This window comes from Bacillus cereus group sp. BfR-BA-01441 (assembly GCF_022663075.1).
GTDB lineage: Bacteria > Bacillota > Bacilli > Bacillales > Bacillaceae_G > Bacillus_A > Bacillus_A cereus.
Window position 1 is genome coordinate 13860 of record NZ_JAKUEU010000053.1, and the last position, 21986, is coordinate 35845.

Consider the following 21986-nt stretch of genomic DNA (forward strand, 5'->3'; position numbering starts at 1 on the left):
TTAAAATAGGAAAAATATGCTATTCTTGAAAAAAGGGAGTTACATAGAGAAATGGAGTGATCCAAATGAGCAAAATAGGGGTATGTAAGGTTGATATTACGCCGCCTGTAGGTATTGATTTTGTCGGATATCATAGAGAGACAGGCATAAATAATGTTGAAGAACGTATTTACGGGACAGTTTTTGTATGTGAAAAAGATGAAATGAAAACGAATCCATTTTGAAGAAGATGAATCAAAATGGATTCGTTTTTTGTTTACCAGACAGGTCGTATATTTGATGATAATTTCTCTGTATTTTCTTTAGTAACGAATGTTGTTAAATCTTCTTTTAGCATCTGCATTCGTTCTGTACCTATGTTTTCAATCCATCGCTGTTCTATTTCAGCTACTATTTCTTCTTTTGCTTTCATTACTGACAAACCACGTGCGGTTAAAACGATGATTTTACCTCTTTTATCAGTAGGATGTGTTTTGCGTGTAACGTAGCCATTACTCTCAAGAGAATCCACCATTTTACTTACAGCTTGTTTGGAAATCCCCAAATACTCAGCTAGCTCTATACCAGTTGCCCCATTAGGAAGGATGCGTTTGAACATAAAACCATGTGCTGGCCTAATATCTTCAAATCCTAATTCACTTAATTTGTCATGTAGCTCAGTGATTAATGTGCTAAATGATAATGATAAAAGTGATGTAAGATCTAACTCGTTGAATGTTTGATTCATGTATATAACCTCCGTACTTGTAGTCAATTAAGTTGACTATATGTAATACCTATTGTACTATGCGTAATATAGTCAATCAAATTGACTATATTATGTTGGTAGAACAAATAATGATTTATATAATATAGAATCAATGGAGGTTTCACATGGTTAATATCGTGAAAATTAGAGGGAGTGTATTTGCACCGTATGCATCGCTGGAACCTATTAAGGACCCTGCAACAGGAAGAGTGTTTGAATATGCTGGAGATGCACGTGAGTTTACACCACAAGCTGTGAACACAAAGCGTTCAAGGTTAGAACAAGAAGTAAATATTGATTTTTATAAAAGAGAAATTTTCACATATGCAGATGCTTGTATCGTCACCGTGAAGATTACAAATCCAGATGGCTCAATTGAGTATCAAAAGGGAGAAACAAGTACAGAAAATATTGTATGTACAAATATTGTATGGAGTGAAGATGAAGTTTCATTTGAAATGAGAGCAAGTGCAAGTAATCCTTTAAACGCAGCAGCACCTGCAGCTGATTATTTTTTGACTATACGAGCTAATGAAAGTGGTACTGTGAATATTGAAGGTGTACATGATGGTTTCCCTTGCTATGAATTTTATAAACAAGTAGATTTTGGTTCGTTTGAACTAATATATATACATGATTTTAGAGAAACAAATGATACTCCAGCAGCACTAGCTGGAGAGATGGAATATAGCTTTAAAACGACAGTCTAAACATAAATATAGCGCTATTTTTTAGAAGGAAATAGAAAAGTAAAAGAGAAATCTATTGGTTTTAGGATTGAAATTATGGTCTGTTTTATTTAATAAGCATTCAATATCTAAAATAAAATTATAGAGGTGTTTCTGATGACTAATATCGTAAAAATTAGAGCCAGTGTATTCATTCCAATTTCTTGGACAGAAGCTAAGAAAGATATGGAAACAGGAAAAATAATTCAATTCGAAGGTGATTCACGTGAATTCACACCGTATGCGGTAAATGTGATGCGCTCTAGAGTTGAGCAAGAGGTAGTAGTGGATTTTTATAAAGAAGAAGTGTTTTCATATGCGAACACGGGTATTACGACAGAGAAGGTTACGAATCCAGATGGTTCTGTGAATAAAAGAACAGGGAAAGCAAGTACAGAAAATATTGTGTGCACTGATATCACATGGAATTCTGAAGGTGTGCAATTCAAAATGAGTGCGAGTGCAAGTAATCCATTAAATGTATATGCACCTCCTGTGGATTATGTATTAAATGTATGTGTGAAACAGGATGGTAGTATTGATATTCAAGGAGAGCATGATGGATTCCCTTGTTTTGAATTTTATAAGCAAGTAGATTTCGGTTCATTTGAAAAAATATATACACATGATTTTAGAGAAACTGGTGATACAGCGGCAGCGCTAGGCGGGAACATGGAGTATAGTTTTACAAAGAGATTATAGGAAGTATGAAAATGGAACGATGGATTGCTTCATTCGTAAAGAACTTGGAGATATCTAAGTTCTTTTTTATTTGTTTCAAATTTGTGAAAGAAAGACATATTGATTGAAATTAAATTTTTTATACTCTATCATATACCCATACAGGTATAGGTTTTTTCTGTGTGATACATGAGAAAAATTAAATAATATGGAGGTTCGAAATATGTCCAGAAAAATAGTTGTAGTAGGCGGAGTTGCCGGCGGGGCATCAGTAGCTGCAAGGCTTCGTCGTTTAAGTGAAGAAGATGAAATTATTATGGTTGAGCGCGGTGAATATATTTCATTTGCAAACTGTGGATTGCCATATTATATTGGCGGTGTCATTACAGAAAGACAAAAATTATTAGTACAAACTGTTGAAAGGATGTCAAAGCGTTTTAATTTAGATATACGTGTATTGAGTGAAGTGGTAAAGATTAATAAAGAAGAGAAAACAATTACGATAAAGAATGTAACTACAGATGAAACATATAACGAGGAATATGATGTTTTGATTCTTTCACCAGGGGCGAAACCAATTGTTCCACCTATTCCGGGCATTGAAGAAGCGAAGGCGTTGTTTACGTTACGAAATGTACCTGATACAGATCGTATAAAAGCGTATATTGATGAGAAGAAACCACGTCATGTGACGGTTATTGGTGGAGGATTTATTGGAGTGGAAATGGTTGAGAATTTAAGAGAACGCGGGATTGAGGTTACTCTTGTAGAGATGGCAAATCAAGTGATGCCACCAATTGATTACGAAATGGCGGCATATGTACATGAGCATATGAAGGTGCACAATGTTGAGCTTGTTTTTGAAGATGGTGTAGATGCGTTAGAAGAGAATGGGACTGTTGTACGTTTAAAAAGTGGCTCAGTTATAAAAACAGATATGATTATTTTAGCAATTGGTGTACAACCAGAGAGTAGTTTAGCGAAAGATGCAGGATTAGCATTAGGAGTTAAAGGAACGATAAAGGTAAATAAGAAATTTCAAACATCTGACCCATATGTATATGCAATTGGTGATGCGATTGAAGTGAAAGATTTTGTTACAGAAACAGAAACGATGATTCCTTTAGCGTGGCCAGCTAATCGTCAAGGTCGCATGTTAGCAGATATTATTCATGGGCATACAGATTCTTTATATAAAGGTACGATGGGAACTTCTGTGGCTAAAGTTTTTGATTTAACAGTTGCTTCGACTGGAGTAAATGAGAAAATATTAAAACGATTAAATATACCCTATGAGGTAGTACATGTACAGGCAAATTCTCATGCGGGATACTATCCGAATGCTACGCCAGTGCTAATAAAATTAATCTTTAATAAAGAAAGCGGAAAAATTTACGGAGCACAGGCTTTAGGGCGTGATGGAGTAGATAAGCGTATCGATGTTATTGCAACGGCAATGAAGGCAAATTTAACTGTAATCGATTTACCAGATTTAGAATTATCATATGCCCCGCCGTATTCTTCTGCAAAAGATCCAGTAAACATGGTGGGGTATGCCGCAAGTAATATAGTAGATGGTTTTGTGGACACAGTGCAATGGCATGAAATAGATCACATTGTTGAAAATGGTGGGTACCTTATTGATGTTCGAGAGCCTAACGAACTAAAACAGGGAATGATTGAAGGCTCTATTAATATTCCGTTAGATGAATTACGTGATCGATTGGATGAAGTGCCAATGGAAAAAGAAATATATATCACTTGCCAACTTGGTATGAGAGGGTATGTTGCAGCGCGTATGTTAATGGAAAAAGGATATAAGGTAAAGAATGTAGATGGTGGTTTTAAATTGTATGGGACAGTATTGCCAGAACGTGTTGTATATTGATATTTTTCATCTTCTACTTCAAGATTTAGTGAAAGATGAAAACCTATAGATTAAGGTTTTAATTTTTGTTTCGCGAACATATAAGACAAAAATTAAAAATAGGGGTTTACAAAATACCCTATAGGGTATAATATATTGTCATAGGTTATAAATGGTGACATAATGGTAATGAGGTGATTATAGAATGGAATATAATCAAGATATGAAAAATAGATTGAAACGTATTGAAGGTCAAGTTCGTGGTGTGCTTCGTATGATGGAAGAAGGAAAAGATTGCCGAGAAGTTATTACACAGTTAACAGCATCTCGTTCTGCACTTGATCGTACAATTGGACTCGTTGTTGGAACGAATTTAGAGCAGTGTTTGCGTGAACAGTTTGAAAGTGGTAATGGTTCAAATGAAGAGTTAATTAAAGAAGCTGTTCAATTACTTGTAAAAAGCCGATAATCTGTCAAACGTAAGTGTTGACAGATTTTCAAAAACGTTTTAATATACCCCTACAGGTATGTGTATATGAATTGTGGAGGAATCGATTATGAGTATAAAAGTGGATATGAGTTTAGATTGTAAAGGTTTGGCTTGTCCGATGCCTATTGTGAAAACGAAGAAGGCGATAGAAGGATTGGCACCAGGGCAAGTGATTGAAGTTAAGGCAACAGATAAAGGATCTACGGTAGATATAAAAAGTTGGGCGAGTAAAGTAGGACATCAATATATCGGGACGAAACACGAGGGTGATGTATTGGTGCATTATGTTAGGAAAGCAAACGAGCATGAAGTGAATGAAGTTGTGAAATATCCACATACAATTACGAATGCAGAATTACAGTCTATATTGTCTCATGGAGAAGAGAGCATTGTATTAGATGTTCGCGAAGCAGCGGAATTTGCTTTTGGCCATATTCCATCCGCCATTTCGGTGCCATTAGGTGAATTAGACAGTGCAGTATTAGATAAGATGAAGCAAATTTATGTTATTTGTCGAACTGGTAACCGTAGTGATGTAGCTTGCCACATGTTGAAAGAGAAAGGTTATGCAAATGTGAAAAATGTCATCCCAGGCATGTTAGAGTGGAAAGGGAATATAGAGAAGTAAATTTTTTTGAAAGAAAATATACCTATGGGGGTAATGAAATGAATGTTAAACCGTTACAAGCAAAAGATGTGGCAGAGCAAGTTTTATTCGGAGAGTTATTCATTTTAGATGTTCGTAATGAGACGGATTATGAAGATTGGAAAATTGAAGGGAAACAAGTTTCTTCTATTAATAAACCTTACTTTGACTTGTTAGATGGTGTAGATCATATTGTAAGTGAATTACCTAAAGATAAAGATGTTTTAGTAGTATGTGCAAAAGAAGGGTCTTCTATATTTGTGGCAGAGCAATTAACAGAGGCGGGATTACAAAATATTTATTATTTAGCTGGTGGCATGAAAGCTTGGAGTGAATATGTAAAGCCTATAAAAGTTGGAGATTTAAAAAATGGCGGAAGTATGTATCAGTTTAACCGCCTAGGAAAAGGCTGTTTATCTTATATGGTCGTTTCAAACGGTGAAGCAGCAGTTATTGATGCGGTAAGGACAGCCGAGGCATATGAAGAGTTTGCGAAAGAGCATGGCGTTACGATTAAGAATGTAATGGATACACATTTACATGCAGACCATATTTCTGGAGGACGTAAGTTAGCGGAAAAAGTAGGGGGTACGTATTGGTTACCGCCAAAAGATGCGGAGGAAGTCGTTTTCTCATACGAACCGCTCGTTGAAGGATCTGTTATTACGGTGGGGGGTACTAAAATTGAAATTGACGCGTTATACTCACCAGGGCATACGATTGGAAGTACGTCATTCATTGTAGATGATTCTTATTTATTATCAGGCGATATTTTATTTGTAGATTCAATTGGGCGTCCTGATCTTGCTGGTAAGGCTGAAGATTGGGTGAGTGATTTACGTAATACTTTGTATAGCCGATATAAAGAGCTATCTCAAAATTTAGTTGTGTTACCGGCTCATTATTCAAAAATAAGTGAAATGAACGAAAGTGGTATTGTTAGTGCAAAATTAAAAGATTTATTTGAGCATAATGCAGGATTAAATATTGAGGATGAGGGAGAGTTCCGTAAAGTTGTAACAGAAAACTTACCACCTCAGCCAAATGCATATGAAGAAATTCGTCAAACCAATATGGGTAAAATTCACCCAAGTGTGGATAAAGAGCGTGAAATGGAGATTGGTCCAAATCGTTGTGCAGTGCACGAATAATGAAATAAATAAAAAATGGAGGAATTGATGATGAATATAAAACAAGTGTTAGATGCGAAAGGTTTAGCATGTCCAATGCCGATTGTAAGAACAAAGAGAGCAATGGATACTTTGCAAACTGGAGAAGTGTTAGAAATACATGTAACGGATAAAGGGTCAGTTAAGGATATTCCAGCGTGGGCAAATAAATGTGGCCATGACATCGTAAAGCTTGAAGAAGAAGGCGATGTGCTGAAGTTTTGGATTAGGAAGGCGTAGTGAAGCAATAGTTTTGTAAATATAGAGAGGTTGGTTATATGAACACAATATTAAGTACGCTTTTCATTGTACTTGCTGCATGGTTTGTTATTTCACGATTTTTACCAGTGAAAGGTGTTCAAAATATAAATGGCAAAGAATTGAAAAGTATAGTGGGGAAAAAGGGGAAGTATTTTATTGATGTCCGTACAGTAGGTGAATATAGAGGGAATCATATGAAAGGCTTTCAAAATATCCCCCTAAATGATCTAGCAAGTAAGGCGAATCAATTAGATAAGAATAAGGAAGTAATCGTTATTTGCCAAAGTGGAATGAGAAGTAAGCAAGCAGCAAAGGTATTGAAAAAACTAGGGTTTCAGCAAGTAATAAACGTTTCAGGTGGTATGAATGGTTTGTGAGGAGGAAATTTAAAATGAAAGAAATGACTACAAAAGAATTAGAAGAAAAATTGTTGCGTAAAGAAGCGGTAAATATTGTGGATGTACGTGAAGTAGAAGAAGTAGCTGAAGGGAAAATTCCAGAAGCATGTAATATTCCACTAGGACTATTAGAGTTTCGTATGCATGAATTAAATAAAAATCAGGAATATATTATCGTTTGTCGTTCAGGCGGGAGAAGTGCAAGAGCTGTTCAATTTTTAGAAAGTTACGGTTTTCAAGTAATCAATGTGGTAGGTGGTATGTTAGCTTGGGAAGGAAAAGTAGAATAGGGAGAAACAATTTTTATAAATAAAAATACCCCTATAGGTAATCGGAGGGAGAACAATATGGAACAACAGAAGAAAACAACAATCGTTTTATTTAGCGGAGATTACGATAAAGCAATGGCTGCTTATATTATTGCAAATGGCGCAGCGGCGTATGATCAAGAGGTAACTATTTTTCATACTTTCTGGGGATTAAATGCTTTAAGGAAAGATGAATATGTGAATGTAAAGAAAACATTTATAGAAAAAGTATTTGGAAGAATGATGCCACGCGGTGCTGATAAGATGGGGTTATCCAAAATGAATTTTGCTGGTATGGGACCAAAGATGATTAAAGGCATTATGAAAAAACATAATGCAATGCCTTTGCCAGATTTAATTGATTTGGCAAAAGAACAGGGGATTAAACTTGTAGCTTGTCAAATGACAGTAGATTTATTAGGGTTAAAAGAGGAAGAGATTATGGAAGGCGTAGAGTTTGCAGGTGTAGGGGCATATTTAGCAGATGCTTCGGATGGGAATGTAAACTTATTCATTTAAATCACCTTCTTTTTAGAAGGCGGGGGATGTAAGATGAGCTTAGTCGTATTACTTTTTATAATTGGGTTTATAGGATCATTTATATCAGGAATGGTTGGGATTGGTGGCGCGATTATTAATTATCCGATGATCTTATACATTCCAGTATTGCTAGGATTTACTGGCTATACGTCACATGAAGTGAGCGGTATTACAGCGGTACAAGTATTCTTTGCAACTTTTGCAGGTGCCTGGGCATATCGGAAAAGTACTGATATGAATAAAATGTTAGTTGTGTATATGGGAGCTAGTATATTAATAGGAAGTTTTATAGGAAGTTTTAGTGCAAATCTATTAGATGAACACGCTGTAAATGTTGTTTATACAGTATTGGCGACCATTGCAGCTATGATGATGTTTGTACCGAAGAAAAATAATAGTGGAGCAGTTAAGTATAATAAATGGTTAGCAAGTGTGTTAGCGTTTATTGTAGGAGGTGTTTCGGGCATTATTGGAGCTGGAGGTGCGTTTCTTTTAGTTCCTATTATGCTAGTTATTTTAAAATTACCATTGCGCATGACGATAGCGACATCTATCGCTATTACGTTTATTTCCTCAGTAGGGATTACGACTGGAAAAGTGATTACTGGACAAGTAGTTATCATTCCAGCTCTAATTATTGCGGTTGCAAGTATATTTGCTGCGCCACTTGGAGCGCGAGTCGGGAAGAGGATAAATCAAAAAGTACTACAATATATGTTATCGATTTTAATTGTCGGCACTGCTATTAAGATGTGGATTGATATGATATCGAAATAAAAGGATGGGCTGCTTGCAGCCCATCCTTTTATTTATGCCCAAATAACTTTCATTAAGTTTTTATATTCGTCATTCGCTAATTTATATAGCATTCTCGTATGTTCAAAGACAAGTGCTGGATTAAAGTTTGGTTCTGAGAATGCAAGAGATGTTGAAATATCAATTGCATTTTGCTTATTTAATGTGAATTTTGCAAAGCGATAAGATGTATTTAATTCATTGATGACATGTAAAATATCATTTGTTGATGTTGCATCAGGTACGTGAGCAACATTGAAGCAGTATATATCCACCGTAGGATGTTCGTTTTGGAAAGCAGCGATAAGTTGAATTTTTGCGCCAGCTTCAGTCTCTAATCCTACTGAAAAATGAACAGAGCCATCATTTTCATCTATATTTTCTTCCATGTATATATCGTTGGATTTTAAGTAGTCTTTAAAATCTGAGATGTTATGTTTTACTGCAGCTTTCATATGTATGAGCCCCCTGATAATTGGAATAGATTGCTACTATTTATTATAATTTAAAAATATTAAAAAAGATAGTTAGAAAGTTCTGATTTTTAATTCTGAAGAAATAAAAAGAAGCCGTACTCTACCTCCATAGAGTACGGCTTCTTTACTATTCATTGTCGTTAGACGATGTTTCTGTATCTTCACTGCTATTTTTGTTCTTATTTTTCACTTCATGGTTACTTGATTCGCGTTCACTTGAATTTTCAGACTTAGATTCTTTTGTCTTTTTCGAATCAGAGTCTGAGTCAAACTTTGTATATGCAGGTAGTCCAAGATGAGTACGAAGTTCATTTGTAACATTAGCTAATTCTTTTTTATCTGGATTGTAGTAGTAAGTTCGACCACCACCAGCAGATTTGCTACAAGTATCGTCACCTTTTGCCATATAGCAATCATCACCTTGGATTTGTAATTTCTCAATTTCCGAATCCGATCCATATTTATAGAATGAAAGCATATCATCAAATGTTAAGTTTGTAACGAATTGGCCGTTAATATCATCAATGATGTTGCCAACTTTTGTTACAGAACCAACACTTGTTAGTTTCTTTAAAATAGCCTCGATAACGAGTTGTTGACGTTGTCCACGCATTGCATCACTATCGATGTGTCTTGTTCTAGCAAGAGCAAGAGCTTCTTCGCCATTTAGCTTTTGAACACCTTTTTCTAGGTGAATAGCCTCAGCATTATCATTGCTATCTTGCTCAGTAAATTCAACTGGTACATCAACTTCAACACCGCCCAAGTCATCGACGATTTTTATAAATGATTTAAAGTTGAATTTTACAAAATAATCGACAGGAACATTCATTAATTTTTCAACTGCATCAATGCTTGCTTGTGGTCCACCATTTTTTCCGTTTTTAGCAGAACCGAATGCATGAGCGTGTGTAATTTTATCTTTTTTCTTTTCTATTGGAATATAAGTATATGTGTCACGTGGGATACTTAATAGTTTAACAGTTTTGCTATCTTTATTAAATGTTGCAAGTAAAAGCGCGTCTGTTCTTATAGCTTCACCATATTCTTTTCCACGGACATCGCTTTCATCAACACCCATTATTAAAACAGAGACATTGTTTGTAATAGGTTTTACAGCCTTATCACGTAAATCAGATTTATCACCGCGTGCTAAATCGTGTGCGGCATTTCGAACAGCAGAAGATGCTTTATTTACTAAAAACCAAGTATAACCGCCGCCTATTAATAAAACGAATAGTATAGCGCTTATAATAATTTTTATTTTTTTCTTATTTTTTTTCGGTTTATTGCGTGTATTTTCTTGCAAAGATGGGTTTTGCTCCATTTCCTGTACTCCTTCATTTGGATTGAAATACGACACTCATATCCACTTATTATAATGAAATTTAGCGAAAAAAAACATTACAAAACATTTACATTTCGTAAAAATTCAATATATTTATAAAAAGTCAGATTTTCTATATTATATTTTTGAGATGTAGAATAAGTATAAGTTGTTTTAGTAGAAATGAAAATATATATTGTGAGAAAGTGATAGAGAAGTAAGATTTGTTGAAATATAGCCAAGAAGAGATGAGTAAGCTTACTTATTTCTTCTATATAATAAAGAAGAATTTGACGGATAAAGGAGAGAGCATAATGAATCATACATCATTCCGAGCAATCGTTGTGAACGAAAAGGAAAATCATCAGTTTGTAAGAAAAGTTGTTGAGAGAGAAGTAAGTAGTTTACCTGAGGGAGACGTATTCATACAAGTTCATTATTCTTCATTAAATTATAAAGATGCTCTTTCAGCTACTGGTAATAAGGGTGTTACGAGAACATATCCTCATACGCCAGGAATTGATGCTGCAGGAGTGGTTGTGAGTAGTGAAGATGCTACCATTAAAGCAGGAGATCAAGTTATTGTAACGGGATATGACTTAGGTATGAATACCTCTGGTGGTTTCGGAGAATATATTCGCGTGCCATCATCTTGGGTCGTACCTTTACCGGAAGGAATGTCATTAAAGGAAAGTATGATGTATGGGACAGCAGGTTTTACTGCGGCTTTGTCGGTATATAAGCTTATTGGAGCAGGAGTCAAGCCTAGTATGGGAGATGTTTTAGTAACGGGTGCTACAGGCGGCGTAGGGAGTGTAGCTGTTAGTATATTAAGTAAGCTAGGGTTTAACGTAGTAGGAGCGACAGGAAAAATGGAAGAGGAAGATATGCTACTACGTCTAGGAGCGAAAAAGGTGATTCATCGCGCGGAATTGAATGATGAATCAGGAAGACCGATGTTAAAAGGGATATACGCGGGAGTTATCGATACTGTAGGTGGACATATGCTAGAAACAGCTTTAAAAACAGTAAAGTATGGTGGTTGTGTAACGACATGCGGTAATGTGGCAGGCCAGGAACTACAAACAACGGTATATCCGTTTATTTTACGAGGTATAAGCCTTTTAGGGATAGATTCCGTGCAATGCCCAGTAGATGTGAGAAGAGATGTTTGGACGCTTTTAGCGAAAGAATGGGGAAATAAAGAGTTACTATCTTATACAGAAGAATGTACATTAGAAGAATTAGAGAAGAAGTTTGCACTTATATTGCAAGGAAAGTTAAAAGGAAGAACAGTTGTTAAAATATAATGAAAAAAGAGACGCTTAAGTTAGCGTCTCTTTCTTATTATAATGATTGTTTTAGATTGATTTTTCCTTGTTCACCTAAAACACCGTCAGCGATATTTACAGCGTGATCGCCAATGCGCTCTAAGTTACTTACCATATCGACGAAGATGATACTTGCATCACCTGAACAGCTGCGTTCGTTTAGACGTAATACGTGACGTTTACGAAGAACACGTTCCATTTGGTCGATTTTGCGTTCTTTGGCAATAACAGTTTGAGCTAGTTCAGTATCGAAGTTTGTTAAAGCTTCAACTGAGTCTTGCAGTGTTGAAATTGTTAACTCAAGCATTTCGTTTAATTCAGCTAATGCTTCATCTGATAGTGAAACACGGTTTGAAATTTGGAAATCTACAAGTTCTACAAGGTTTTCTACATGATCACCGACACGTTCAATATCTCCAACAACACCTGCTAAAACAGAATGTTTTTCAGAATCCGTAGGTGAAAGTGGCTTTTCTGATAGTAAAACTAAATACTCGGTAATTTTTTTATCTAAATTGTTAATAGCTCCTTCTAATTGAGTAGCCATGTTTGCGTGTTTTTTGTCTTGTGTATTTAAAAATTGATTTGCTTCTTTTAATCCATGTAATGAGAACTCAGCCATACGGATAATCTCTTTTTGAGCTTCAGTTAAAGCGATGGCTGGAGATTGTTCAATAAAGATTGGATTTAAATGTTGTGGTTTGAAGTCAATCGCTGCATCTTCACCACGAATAATTTTTGTTACGATCCATGCTAACACTGCAATGAACGGGAATTGAATGATTGTATTTGTTACGTTAAATGTTCCGTGTGCAAATGCAATAGTCATTTCTGGATTCAAGTTTAATGATGTTTGGAAATATTGAATTAAACTTGTAAATGGTATTAATAAAATTGTAAAGATAATTGTACCGATAATATTAAAGATAACGTGAACTAATGCTGCACGTCTTGCTGCAATTGAAGTACCGATTGCTGCTAATACAGCTGTAATTGTTGTACCGATGTTATCACCGAATAATACAGGAAGAGCTGCTTGTAAATCGATTGCACCTTGACCGAATAGTTCTTGTAAAATACCGATTGTTGCACTTGAACTTTGTACAATTAAAGTAAAGACTGTACCGACAACAATTCCTAAAATTGGATTATCACTCATGCTCACTGTTAATTCTTGGAATGATTCTAAAGAACGAAGAGGTTTCATACCTGCGCTCATTAATTCTAAACCGAAGAATAACATACCAAAACCGAATACAACTTGACCTACAGAATGTACTTTTTTATTTTTAAAGAAGAATAGTAAGATTGCTCCAACTGCCATAACTGGGAGAGCATATTCTCCGATTTTAATTCCGATAATAAATGCAGTAACTGTCGTACCGATGTTTGCACCCATAATAACACCGATTGCTTGTCTTAATGTCATAAATCCGGCACTTACAAGTCCGACTGTTAAAGCGGTTGTTCCTGAACTGGATTGGATTAATACAGTAACTAACATACCTGCTAGTACACCCATAAGTGGGTTTGTTGTAAAACGATCTAGAATATCGCGAAGACGATCTCCAGCTGCTTGTTGCAGTCCATCGCCCATGTATTTAATCCCGAATAAGAAAATACCTAATCCACCAATGAACTGGAAGATCATATCTTGAACATTATATTCCACGCATTCCACTCCTTAAATTTCATGTACGATGTAATTATTAACTGAACCTTGAGTCACTGTAAACGGTTTGCTAGTAAAATTTACACTAAATTTACAAAGGGAATAAAAGTTTACAATCCCTTAAAGAAACAACTGCATTTCATTGGTTTTTATCTTGTATAAATCTTAATTTTGTAAAGAAATCACACTTTTTAGAATAATGTTGTTCAGTCGAATATCAAGGAAAGCGTCTGCAAGTTCATCGTATATTTTTTGATGAACGTTAAAAAAATATGTAGGGAAATGCATGTAGTTTTAGAACAGCAAAATGAGGGAAAACAATTCTTTTAACATGATAAAAAAGCCACTGAATTATCCAGCAGCTTTTTCCGTGTTTTTATCGCCATGCTTTTGTTTTCTTATGCTTGTAATGTAAATGAAGAGAAAAGCAATAAGTAATAGAGAGGAGTAACGATATACAGTTGCATAGTTTGTAAAGTGAGCAATAAATCCAAAGATAATCGCTCCAGCGCCGATTCCAAGGTCAAATGCGGAGAAGAATGTAGCAGTTGCTACGCCGCGTCGATGCGGTGCTACGCGGTCAATCATCCATGCTTGTAGTGCAGGTTGGATCGCTCCAAAACCACTTCCGTAACATGCTGCAGCAATAATTAAGCTCGGAATTGTCGTCGTATACGACAATAAAATAATACCTGTAAACGTTATAATAACTCCCGGAATGATGACGAATGTATGGCCTTTCGCATCATATAGCTTTCCAGAGAATGGACGAGTCACAGCGATTGCTAGTGCGTTACATAAAAAGAAGAGACTAATATCAGCTATGCCGACTTCTGTAGCAAATAGTGTGATAAAACTTCCGATTCCTCCGTACATTAATGTAATACATAATATTAATAATGAAGGAAGTAAAGCTTTACGCTCAATAAATCCATCGAGAAAAGTACTAGATGATTGTTGTGGAGGCTGTTTCGTTTTTTGGATTTGAAGTAGTTTCGTTAATATTAATGAAACAATTGTGCACGATAATGCACATAAAAAAAGAATTGTGAAGTTATATGTTTGCATAAGCCATAGTCCGATAAGTGGACCGAGGGCCATTGCAAGTGTTCCAGAAAGACCAAAATATCCCATGCCTTCTCCGCGGCGAGCTGAGGGAATTAAATCAGAAACGACAGTTCCATATGTAGTCGTTGTAATACCGAAACCAGCTCCGTGCAAAATACGAACAGCAAGCAAGAGAAAAATAGTTGAGGCGAAAAGGTAACTGCCCATAGCGAGTAAACAGATAGCAGTACCGATCATTAAAATGATTTTTTTATTGAATTTTTGCAAGGCGTTCCCAGTTAGCGGTCTAACAAAAAGTGCCGCAACGGTAAACATGCCGACAACAAATCCGATATTTGAACTTGTGCCACCAATTTCTTTCACATAAACAGGTAAGGTTGGAATTAACATTTGAAACCCTAAAAACATACATAAGTTTGCAAAAATTAAAGCAACAAACTCTTTTGTCCATAACGGTTCTCGTTTTACGAGTATTGCTTCTCCCATATATTCATCCCCTATATAAAATTTTCTCTTTTCTTTCGAGTATATGTATTGGCCAATGCAACAGTCAAGGAAGGTGTCTTGAAAACGGATAACAATTTTTAAGGTGAAAAACTGACAAATTTGTGTAAAGGCTACACAACTATGAAAAAAAGATGTAAAGTATAGATGTATAGACTTGTAGGTGTTAAGAATGATAGAAATTGTTTTTTCTTTAAAGAAAGCGGATTCAAAGGAGTAGTGAACAAGAAGGGGATATATACTTTTTCACTACATATATTTGAAAAGGTTTACAATATGATGAAGAAAGAGGCGTGTACATATGAGACGATTAGGTATTTCTATTTATCCAGAACATTCAACAGTAGAGAAAGATAAGGAGTATTTAACATTAGCAAGTAAATATGGGTTTACACGTGTGTTCACATGTTTATTATCTGTGGATGGAGAAAAAGAGAAAATTATTGAAGAATTTAAAGAAACGATCTCACATGCGAATGCATTAGGGTTCCAAGTATTAGTGGATATTAGTCCATCTGTTTTTGAACAATTAGGTATTTCGTATAATGATTTATCATTCTTCCATGAATTGGGTGCGTACGGTATTCGTTTAGATGTTGGTTTTTCAGGATTAGAAGAATCAATTATGACTTATAATCCGTATGGTTTGAAAATTGAGATTAATATGAGCAATGGTACGAAGTATGTAGATAACATTATGAGTCATAGACCAAATCGTGAAAATTTAATTGGTTGTCATAATTTTTATCCGCATCGTTATTCAGGGTTATCATACGATCATTTCATTAAATGCTCGAAACAATTTAAAGATTACGGTATGAGAACGGCTGCTTTTATTTCATCATTTGATGCAACATATGGACCTTGGCCAGTAACAGAAGGGTTATGTACATTAGAGCAGCATCGTGAATTACCGATGACAACACAGGCGAAACATTTATTCGCGACGGAATTAATTGATGATGTTATTATTGCAAACGCATATGCGTCAGAAGAAGAATTACAAGCACTAGGTGCATTAAATAAAGAGAAACAAACATTTGATATAGAAATATATGATACAACGACAGAACTAGAAAGAATTATCGTATTAAACGAACCACATTTTTATCGCGGAGATGTATCTGAATATATGATTCGTTCTACACAAAGTCGTGTGAAATATAAAAAAGAAGAGTTTAAACCTCATAATACGCGTGAAATTAAGCGTGGGGATTTATTAATTGATAATGAACAATATGGTCAGTATAAAGGCGAATTACAAATTGCATTAAAAGATATGGTGAATACAGGAAAAACAAATGTAGTTGGTCGAATTGTAGAAGAAGAGATTTTCTTACTAGACTATTTACAAGCATGGGATAAATTCGGATTTACATTAAAGAAATAGAGAGAATATAAAGGGGAAAAACTACTGATTTCAGCAGCTTTTCCCCCTTTATATATAAAGAGCGAGAGGAAGAGCTATGACAAAGGTGCATCAGCGATTAATTTCTATTTTAGAGGAATTTTTAGAAGAGAAATCGATGTTAAATCGAGCTTTTTTAGCGGGCCGTTTACATGTATCGACGAAGACGATTCAAAAGGATATAAAATTATTAAATGATATATTGGAAGAAAACGGAGCGAAAATCGAATCGCAAAGAGGGACTGGGTACGAATTAGAAATTATACAAAAGAAGAAATTTGAAGACTTTTGTGTGAGTCTATTTCAAAAACAGACGGAAAAGATCCCAACTTCTTATGAAGAAAGAATAGCGTACATTCTGCAGCGTGTTTTAATGACAGAGGGATATGTGAAGCTTTCAGAATTAGCGGAAGAGATGTATGTGAGCAAATCAACGGTCAATTTAATTATGAAAGATGTTACAGATATATGTGGTCGCTATAAATTACAAATTGAGAAGAGACCGTATTATGGTATACGTATTGTTGGAGAGGAATTTAATATTCGTTCTTGTTTATCACAATATGGTTTACCGCGTTATGACCATACTCCGTTTCATGAGCAATTTGAGCAGACGGAGACATATTTATCGCTACCGCATATATCACTCATTCGTTCAATTATATTAAAGTATATTGAAGGCGGAACAATATATTTATCTGATATAGAAATTGATAATTTAGTCATTCATATTGCAATCGCATTAAAGCGTTGTCAAAGTCAACATTATATGAAAGGACTGCATGCGGAGCAATCAGAACTTATAATAAAGAAAGAATATACAAGTGCGAAGCAGATTTTAGGAGATTTAGAGAAAGCGTTAAAATTTTCATTTCCAGAAGAAGAAGTATTATATGTGACGATGCATTTATTAAGTACTGCTGTTACAACGAGAAATCGCTATGAAAATATAGAAGAGCTATTAGGGAAAGATATATATGCATTTATGCAACATATTCTTTTTAAAGTAGCGGAAGAACGGAATCTTATTTTTTATTATGATGAAGAATTATTATTTGGATTTGGTATTCATTTAAAAACGTTATTAAATCGTTTGAAGTATAAGTTAAATACGAGAAATCCTCTTTTGGCAGAAGTGAAAAAGAATTATCCGTATGCTTTTGAAATTGCGGTTCTCGTTGGAGATATCATTGGTGAATATACGGGTGAATCGATCCCTGAAAGTGAAATTGGTTATATTGCAATTCACTTCGGTGGAGCTATGAGCCGTTTGCAGGAGCAAAATCAAAAGAAAAGATGCTTATTAGTTTGTGCGACTGGTCAAGGAAGTGCCCAACTATTAAAATATAAAATTTTATCACAGTTCCGAGATAAATTAGAGATTGTAGGTATTACAGGCTATTATCAATTGAAAGTAGAAGATCTTTATAAAGAAAAAATAGATTGTATTATTAGTACGATTCATATACCGAGTGGCTTGCCTGTTCCAGTTATAAAAGTGAATTCAATATTTGATGATAAAGAGATTAAATCGATTGGTCAGCGGTTGTTTACGCATGTGAATACTAGTGTGCAGCCTTATATTAAGGAAGATTTAATCTTTTTAAATTATAGTGCTTCTACGAAAGAGGATGTTATTCAGTTTTTATGTGAGAAAGCTGCTGAGAAACGCTATGTACCAGAAAACTTTTATGCTTCTGTTATGGAAAGAGAAAATACGTCTCCGACAGCGGTTGGGAATTCAGTTGCAATCCCGCATCCGATGCAGTTATTAAGTGAGGAAACTTTTTTGATGTTTTGCACACTTGAAAAGGCTGTTGATTGGGGAGATAAAAAAGTACAAGTAATTATTTTATTTAGTGTAAAGCGCAATAATAATGAAGATTTGCAAAGGCTTTATGATTTTTTATATGATATTATGTCTAGTCAAACTACGATAGAGAAACTTACTCAGACCGAGGTAATTGAAGATTTTCAAGAGATTTTATTATCATTTTGAAAAAGTATATAAAAACTTCCGTTACACAACGGAAGTTTTTTATGTTTAATTGTATGCGTTTTCATAATAAGATGGAAATATAGAAAACATATAGCTTGGGGGAATTTAAAATGGCTGATATGCAAACTCCATTTGCGTTAATTTTACATGGTGGCAATGCGAGAAGTGCGGCGCTTGAAGCAATTGCTTTTGCAAGACAAGGAGATTTCGGGAATGCCGGTGAAAAGATGAAACTTGCTAGTGAGGAAATTTCAGCAGCGCATCGTATTCAAACGGATTTAATTCAAGAAGAGGCAAGAGGAAATCATGCAGAAATTAGTTTACTGTTGGTGCACGCACAAGATCATTTAATGAATGCAATTACAGTGAAAGAACTGGCTGAAGAATTTATTGCTCTTCATAAACGAGTAGAAGAGAAAGTGACCGTATAAGATGTACATTTTATTATGTTGTGCAGCAGGTATGTCAACGAGTATGGTCGTAAGAAAAATGCAAGAAGAGGCAAAGAAACAGGGGAAGAATTATAAAATTAAGGCAGTTGATTCAGAACTAGTGAAGCTTGAAATTAAGGAAGCCGATGTCGTTTTAATTGGCCCACAGGTGAAATATTTATTTCCAGCTGTAGAATTTCTTGCAAATTCATACAATATACCAGTTGCGATTATAGACCAACGAGATTATGGCATGTGTGATGGTTTGAAGGTGCTTAAGCAAGCAGAACAATTAGTTTTAGCATAATTATATCTTTTTAAATATAAACATTATAATGTTATAAAGTTTATTTCATTCTTTTATAGTAGAGAGAAAGAGGAGGGCTATTGATGAATGGGTTTATGAGTTTTATGGAACAAAAGATTATGCCAACAACGCAAAAGATTGCAGGACAACGACATTTATTAGCAATTCGAAACGGGGTTATTTCTACATTGCCGTTAACGATCGTCGGATCATTTTTTGTTATCTTTTTAAATTTACCAATTGATGCATATATGGAATGGATTGCACCGTTTCGCCATATTTTAGATATTCCATTCCGATTTACAGTAGGACTAATGGCATTATACGCAGCGTTTGGTGTAGGGGCTTCGCTCGCGAACTTTTATCAGCTCAATCAGTTAAGTGCAGGGTTATTATCTGTACTCGCCTTTTTACTAGCATCAGTTGAACCAATTCAAATTACGAAAGCTGTACCAGGTGTTATTGATGCAGGTAGATATATTTCAGTAGGAACATTAAGTGCAACGTCTTTATTCGGCGCAATTGTTACAGCATTAATTGCAGTAGAAATTTATCATTTTATGATTAAGCATAATATCTCCATTAAATTACCAGATAGTGTACCACCAGCAGTTTCAAATTCGTTTGCAGCATTAATTCCAACATTAGCAGTTATTCTTTTATTCTGGGGCATTCGCTACGGTTTGAAATTTGATGTGAATACAACGATCACATATTTAATCGCACCATTAAAATCAGTATTAGTAGGAAATAATTTATTCGGTGGTTTATTAACAGTATTCTTAATCGTGTTTTTCTGGTCATTCGGTATACATGGACCAGCGATTTTAGGACCAATTATTCGTCCGATGTGGGATTCAGCAATTCTTGAAAATATGGAAGTATTCACGGCTACAGGAAATGCACATCAGTTACCAAACTTATTTACAGAGCAATTTATTCAATGGTTCGTATGGATTGGCGGATCAGGCTCAACGTTAGCTTTAGTAATTATGTTTATGTTCTCTAAATCTAAGTTCCTAAAAGAGTTAGGTAGATTATCATTCGTACCAGGTTTATTCAATATTAACGAACCAATTATTTTTGGGGCACCGATTGTAATGAACCCAATTCTAATTATTCCGTTCGTTATTACACCGTTAGTGACAACGACAGTATCATATTTTGCAGTTGTTTCAGGTATGATTCCACTTATGATGGCGAAACTGCCATTTACGATGTTAGCACCAATTGCAGCGGTAATTAGTACGGACTGGACAATTATGGCTGGTGTACTTGTACTTGTTAACTTTGTCATCTCATTCGTTATTTACTATCCATTCTTCAAAATGTATGAGAAACAACAATTAGCAGGAGAGGAGAAAACAGAATGCTCGGAGCAATTATCATCTTAATTACATTCGTGGTCGGACAGTGTATTGCCCATTATTCGAAATGGGTACAAAGTAAATCTTTATTAGTGTTACTACTAGTATCAGTTTTATTTATCGGTTGTTCAATGGGTGCATATGTAATGTTAGGATTGCAATCACCGTACGTAATTATTGTACCGACAATTTTATGTGCAACGTGTTTATCTGCAAAATATAGATTTACGAGCATGGCATTAATACAACGTGTGAAGGAGATGCAAAAGCATGGAGCGTAAATTAGGAATTTCACTTTATCCAGAACATTCAACGAAAGAAAAAGATATGGCTTATATTTCCGCAGCGGCACGACACGGTTTCTCAAGAATATTTACTTGTTTGTTATCTGTGAATCGTCCGAAAGAAGAAATTGTAGCTGAATTTAAAGAGATTATCAATCACGCAAAAGATAACAATATGGAAGTTATTTTAGATGTAGCTCCAGCTGTGTTTGATCAGCTTGGTATTAGTTATAGCGATCTATCATTTTTCGCAGAATTAGGCGCAGACGGTATTCGTTTAGATGTAGGTTTTGACGGATTAACGGAAGCGAAAATGACGAATAATCCGTACGGTTTAAAAATTGAGTTAAATGTAAGTAACGATATTGCGTACTTAGAAAATATTCTTTCGCATCAAGCGAATAAATCAGCTTTAATTGGTTGCCATAATTTTTATCCGCAAAAATTCACTGGTCTTCCATACGATTATTTCATTCGCTGTAGTGAACGCTTTAAAAAGCATGGTATTCGCAGTGCAGCCTTTATTACATCACATGTCGCAAACATCGGTCCATGGGATATTAACGATGGATTATGTACATTAGAAGAGCATCGTAATTTACCAATTGAAGTACAAGCGAAGCATTTATGGGCAACAGGGTTAATTGATGATGTCATTATCGGAAATGCTTATGCGAGTGAGGAAGAGTTAGAGAAACTAGGAAACTTAAATCGCTACATGTTACAGCTAAAAGTGCACTTTGTAGACGAAGCGACTGAAGTAGAGAAGAGAGCTACGCTGCAAGAATTACACGTAAGGCGCGGCGACATAACAGAGTATATGGTACGTTCTACAGAAGTACGTAAAAAGTACAAAGATTATGACTTCCCAGTGCGTGAAAGTGTGCTGCAGGAAAGAGGGCAAGTTGTAATTGGAAACAATTCATTTGGTAAGTATAAAGGTGAACTGCAAATCATTCTGAAAGAAATGCCGATAGATGAACGGAAAAATATCGTCGGTACAATTGCGGAAGAGGAGTTATTCTTACTAGATTATGTAGGAGCTTGGACGCAATTTACTTGTGTGGAATAGGGAAGATAGGGGGCGTTCCAAATTTTGGACCGCCTTTTTAATATTAAAGTACTTTTAATGTCAAAATTTGTCGGTAAATCGATATCTCTTGTCGAATCGTTGATATATT

General features: G+C 35.2%; 24 protein-coding genes and 1 pseudogene. 20 read left to right on the forward strand and 5 right to left on the reverse strand.

What is annotated here, in order from left to right; translation table 11 throughout:
• Nucleotides 1-65: 65 nt before the first annotated feature.
• A pseudogene (locus MR107_RS20015) lies at nt 66-212 on the forward strand (neutral/alkaline non-lysosomal ceramidase N-terminal domain-containing protein); the annotation flags it as partial.
• Nucleotides 213-256: 44 nt separating this feature from the next.
• On the opposite strand, the gene MR107_RS20020 reads toward MR107_RS20015, so the two are convergent.
• Entirely contained in the window at nt 257-727 is a 471-nt protein-coding gene (locus tag MR107_RS20020) for a MarR family winged helix-turn-helix transcriptional regulator (RefSeq protein ID WP_001076792.1), read from the reverse strand.
• Nucleotides 728-873: 146 nt separating this feature from the next.
• Between MR107_RS20020 and MR107_RS20025 the strand changes: the two genes are divergently transcribed.
• The 11 genes from MR107_RS20025 to MR107_RS20075 all read left to right on the forward strand — a co-directional run bounded on the left by MR107_RS20025 (nt 874) and on the right by MR107_RS20075 (nt 8613).
• Entirely contained in the window at nt 874-1458 is a 585-nt protein-coding gene (locus MR107_RS20025; RefSeq protein ID WP_000247261.1) for a DUF3238 domain-containing protein, read from the forward strand.
• A gap of 135 nt (nt 1459-1593) precedes the next feature.
• Nucleotides 1594-2178, forward strand: a complete 585-nt coding sequence (locus MR107_RS20030) for a DUF3238 domain-containing protein (RefSeq protein ID WP_000182093.1) — start codon at nt 1594-1596, stop codon at nt 2176-2178.
• A 202-nt stretch (nt 2179-2380) separates the two neighbouring features.
• Nucleotides 2381-4045: a CoA-disulfide reductase gene (gene cdr / locus MR107_RS20035; RefSeq protein WP_048655911.1), complete on the forward strand. Its 1665-nt coding sequence runs from the start codon at nt 2381-2383 to the stop codon at nt 4043-4045.
• A 184-nt stretch (nt 4046-4229) separates the two neighbouring features.
• Nucleotides 4230-4493: a metal-sensitive transcriptional regulator gene (locus tag MR107_RS20040; protein ID WP_000456206.1), complete on the forward strand. Its 264-nt coding sequence runs from the start codon at nt 4230-4232 to the stop codon at nt 4491-4493.
• 88 nt (nt 4494-4581) lie between these two features.
• Nucleotides 4582-5142 carry a sulfurtransferase TusA family protein gene (locus MR107_RS20045; RefSeq protein WP_000023951.1) on the forward strand — a complete coding sequence of 187 codons (561 nt, stop codon included), beginning with the start codon at nt 4582-4584 and terminating at the stop codon, nt 5140-5142.
• Nucleotides 5143-5180: 38 nt separating this feature from the next.
• Entirely contained in the window at nt 5181-6311 is a 1131-nt protein-coding gene (locus MR107_RS20050) for an MBL fold metallo-hydrolase (RefSeq protein ID WP_071740639.1), read from the forward strand.
• Nucleotides 6312-6338: 27 nt separating this feature from the next.
• Complete coding sequence (locus tag MR107_RS20055; RefSeq protein WP_002182462.1) at nt 6339-6569, forward strand: sulfurtransferase TusA family protein; 231 nt, start codon at nt 6339-6341, stop codon at nt 6567-6569.
• 38 nt (nt 6570-6607) lie between these two features.
• The gene (locus tag MR107_RS20060) at nt 6608-6967 is read left to right on the forward strand and encodes a rhodanese-like domain-containing protein (protein WP_001092318.1); all 360 of its coding nucleotides are present in this window, start codon (nt 6608-6610) and stop codon (nt 6965-6967) included.
• A 14-nt stretch (nt 6968-6981) separates the two neighbouring features.
• Nucleotides 6982-7278 carry a rhodanese-like domain-containing protein gene (locus MR107_RS20065; protein ID WP_000661810.1) on the forward strand — a complete coding sequence of 99 codons (297 nt, stop codon included), beginning with the start codon at nt 6982-6984 and terminating at the stop codon, nt 7276-7278.
• A gap of 57 nt (nt 7279-7335) precedes the next feature.
• Nucleotides 7336-7815, forward strand: coding sequence for a DsrE/DsrF/DrsH-like family protein (locus MR107_RS20070; protein ID WP_000437746.1), 480 nt, complete (start codon nt 7336-7338; stop codon nt 7813-7815).
• Nucleotides 7816-7848: 33 nt separating this feature from the next.
• A complete protein-coding gene (locus tag MR107_RS20075; protein ID WP_000060743.1) occupies nt 7849-8613 on the forward strand; it encodes a sulfite exporter TauE/SafE family protein in 765 nt (254 codons plus the stop codon).
• A 32-nt stretch (nt 8614-8645) separates the two neighbouring features.
• Here the strand turns inward: MR107_RS20075 and MR107_RS20080 are convergent, their stop codons facing one another.
• The gene (locus tag MR107_RS20080) at nt 8646-9086 is read right to left on the reverse strand and encodes a hypothetical protein (protein ID WP_000642362.1); all 441 of its coding nucleotides are present in this window, start codon (nt 9084-9086) and stop codon (nt 8646-8648) included.
• 148 nt (nt 9087-9234) lie between these two features.
• On the reverse strand, nt 9235-10434 hold the full coding sequence (locus MR107_RS20085) for an LCP family protein (protein WP_048655907.1): 1200 nt from the start codon (nt 10432-10434) through the stop codon (nt 9235-9237).
• Nucleotides 10435-10748: 314 nt separating this feature from the next.
• Here MR107_RS20085 and MR107_RS20090 point away from each other — a divergent pair, with 314 nt between their 5' ends.
• Entirely contained in the window at nt 10749-11744 is a 996-nt protein-coding gene (locus MR107_RS20090; RefSeq protein WP_001016960.1) for a YhdH/YhfP family quinone oxidoreductase, read from the forward strand.
• A gap of 37 nt (nt 11745-11781) precedes the next feature.
• On the opposite strand, the gene MR107_RS20095 is transcribed toward MR107_RS20090, so the two are convergent.
• Nucleotides 11782-13437 (reverse strand): Na/Pi cotransporter family protein, encoded by a 1656-nt coding sequence (locus MR107_RS20095; protein WP_000456278.1) that lies wholly within the window; start codon nt 13435-13437, stop codon nt 11782-11784.
• A gap of 351 nt (nt 13438-13788) precedes the next feature.
• The gene (locus tag MR107_RS20100; protein WP_000503245.1) at nt 13789-14991 is read right to left on the reverse strand and encodes an MFS transporter; all 1203 of its coding nucleotides are present in this window, start codon (nt 14989-14991) and stop codon (nt 13789-13791) included.
• Between the two features lie 319 nt (nt 14992-15310).
• On the opposite strand from MR107_RS20100, the gene MR107_RS20105 reads away from it, so the two are divergent.
• The 7 genes from MR107_RS20105 (at nt 15311) to MR107_RS20135 (ending at nt 21877) form a co-directional block, all read left to right on the forward strand.
• Nucleotides 15311-16399, forward strand: coding sequence for a DUF871 domain-containing protein (locus MR107_RS20105; RefSeq protein WP_001253349.1), 1089 nt, complete (start codon nt 15311-15313; stop codon nt 16397-16399).
• A gap of 76 nt (nt 16400-16475) precedes the next feature.
• On the forward strand, nt 16476-18416 hold the full coding sequence (locus MR107_RS20110) for a BglG family transcription antiterminator (protein ID WP_242292633.1): 1941 nt from the start codon (nt 16476-16478) through the stop codon (nt 18414-18416).
• A gap of 110 nt (nt 18417-18526) precedes the next feature.
• A complete protein-coding gene (locus MR107_RS20115; RefSeq protein ID WP_000774631.1) occupies nt 18527-18847 on the forward strand; it encodes a PTS lactose/cellobiose transporter subunit IIA in 321 nt (106 codons plus the stop codon).
• 1 nt (nt 18848) lies between these two features.
• Entirely contained in the window at nt 18849-19154 is a 306-nt protein-coding gene (locus MR107_RS20120) for a PTS sugar transporter subunit IIB (RefSeq protein ID WP_000275642.1), read from the forward strand.
• Nucleotides 19155-19237: 83 nt separating this feature from the next.
• Complete coding sequence (locus MR107_RS20125; protein WP_001013053.1) at nt 19238-20548, forward strand: PTS sugar transporter subunit IIC; 1311 nt, start codon at nt 19238-19240, stop codon at nt 20546-20548.
• Nucleotides 20524-20802: a hypothetical protein gene (locus MR107_RS20130; RefSeq protein ID WP_000900048.1), complete on the forward strand. Its 279-nt coding sequence runs from the start codon at nt 20524-20526 to the stop codon at nt 20800-20802. Before MR107_RS20125 ends, MR107_RS20130 begins: the two co-directional genes overlap by 25 nt.
• The gene (locus tag MR107_RS20135; protein WP_000440054.1) at nt 20792-21877 is read left to right on the forward strand and encodes a DUF871 domain-containing protein; all 1086 of its coding nucleotides are present in this window, start codon (nt 20792-20794) and stop codon (nt 21875-21877) included. Before MR107_RS20130 ends, MR107_RS20135 begins: the two co-directional genes overlap by 11 nt.
• The last annotated feature ends 109 nt before the right edge of the window (nt 21878-21986 follow it).